The 2,037-nt window shown below is 65.6% G+C and carries 2 protein-coding genes; both read left to right on the top strand.

The features are described from left to right. A partial coding sequence (nudC, locus tag AHiyo1_RS02560; RefSeq protein WP_059387513.1) for an NAD(+) diphosphatase occupies positions 1 to 697 on the top strand: 697 nt, incomplete at its 5' end. Further along, positions 694 to 2,037 (top strand): ATP-dependent helicase (locus tag AHiyo1_RS02565; RefSeq protein WP_148667423.1); only part of this gene is annotated, 1,344 nt, incomplete at its 3' end. The genes nudC and AHiyo1_RS02565, both read left to right, overlap by 4 nt.

The raw sequence follows: 2,037 nt of genomic DNA on the forward strand, positions 1-2,037 counted from the left end.
CCCGGAGCAAACCCCAATTGTCCTCTTTGTGCCTGCTGAGCCGGTTTCGCCTGGAGCCGCGGGCCTTCCGGCCGACGGCTCCTGGGCGGGATTCCGGGAGGTAGCCGCCCGCCTTGGTGCGCTGGACACAGCCTTGTTTGTCGAGGCCAGCGCGATTTCCAACTGGCATGCCACCCATACCCACTGCCCGCAGTGTGGAACTCCCACGGAAATCGAAGCCGGCGGCTGGGTCCGGCGGTGCCCGCGGGACAAATCGGAGCACTATCCGAGGACCGATCCGGCCATCATCGTCACAGTGGTCGGTTCCGACGGCAGGCTTCTCCTCGGTGGAGGTGGGCCGCTTGACGCCAAGAACTACTCCACACTGGCCGGCTTCGTTGAGCCAGGGGAATCGCTCGAACAGGCCGTGGTTCGCGAAATCGGGGAAGAGGTGGGTGTACGGGTCACCGCTTGCCAGTACCTTGGCTCGCAGTCGTGGCCGTTCCCGGCTTCGCTTATGCTCGGGTTCACCGCAACAACTGACGACGTCGAGGCCCGGCCCGACGGCGTCGAGGTCACCCGGGCGCGCTGGTTCAGCCGCGCGGAACTCCAGGCAGCCGTGCTCAGCGGCGAGATCACGATCTCCACGAGGCTTTCGATTGCGCGTTCCTTGATCGAGCACTGGTACGGCGGCGTCATCGAGGACCTCCAGCAGTGACAGACGGCATTTTCAGCGACACCGTTTCACTCGAGGACCGGATTCTCGGCGGCCTTGATGCCGAGCAACGGGAAGTCGCCAGCAACCTCAACGGGCCCATGTGCGTCCTCGCCGGAGCGGGGACGGGAAAAACCCGGGCGATTACGCACCGCATTGCCTATGGTGTGCACTCCGGTGTCTACAGCCCGCAGCGCCTCCTGGCCGTCACGTTCACCTCCCGGGCCGCCGCCGAGATGCGCAGCCGCCTGCGGGATCTAGGCGTCGGAAACGTCCAAGCACGCACCTTTCACGCCGCAGCGCTCAGGCAACTGCAATTCTTCTGGCCGCAGGCGGTCGGCGGTGTCCTGCCGAACCTGCTGGACCACAAGGCGAACATGATCGCCGAAGCCGCGCGACGGCTGCGGCTGAGTACCGATCGTGCTTCCATCCGTGACCTCGCGGCGGAGATCGAGTGGGCCAAGGTTTCCATGCTGACGCCGGCCAACTACCTCGAGAACGCGCATGGCCGCGGCACTCCCGGGGGTTTCGACCTCACAGCCGTCGCCCGGGTTTTCCAGTCCTACGAGGACGTGAAGACGGACCGCAACGTGATCGATTTCGAGGACGTCCTGTTGATCACGGTGGGCATCCTCCAGGAAGACCCGAAAGTGGCAGCTACGGTCCGCGAGCAGTACCGGCACTTCGTGGTGGACGAGTACCAGGACGTTTCCCCGCTGCAACAGCGGCTGCTGGAACTGTGGCTTGGCGGCCGCGACGAACTCTGCGTCGTGGGCGACGCCAGCCAGACCATCTACTCCTTCACGGGAGCCTCTCCCAAGCATCTCCTGGGATTCAAGGGCCAGTACCCCTCGGCGACGGTCGTCAAACTCGTTCGTGACTACCGTTCCACGCCCCAAGTGGTGAAGCTGGCCAACGATCTCCTGGGGTCACGCCGCAGTGGTGGAACGGTTGCCGACGCCGCTTGGGCCAAACCCCTTCAGTTGCTTGCCCAGCGTCCGGCCGGACCGGAGCCGCGGTTCATGGAGTGCCCCGATGACGAGGCCGAGGCGGCGGTGGTCGCGGGCCGGATTCGTGAATTGATCGACGCCGGCACCAAGGCAAGCGAGATTGCCGTGCTGTTCCGCACCAACGGCCAATCGGAAGCGTACGAGCAAGCTCTTGCCTCGGCGGGCATCGGCTACCAGCTACGGGGCGGTGAGCGCTTCTTCGCGCGCAAGGAGGTCCGGGACGCCATCCTGCAGTTGCGCGCCGCCACGCGTGCCGTAGCCGAGGATTCCGCGAAGGAGCCGCTCGGCCAACTGGTCCGCGACATCGTGGCTTCGCTCGGCTACACGGATGCC

Source organism: Arthrobacter sp. Hiyo1 (assembly GCF_001263615.2).
Classification (GTDB): Bacteria; Actinomycetota; Actinomycetes; order Actinomycetales; family Micrococcaceae; genus Arthrobacter.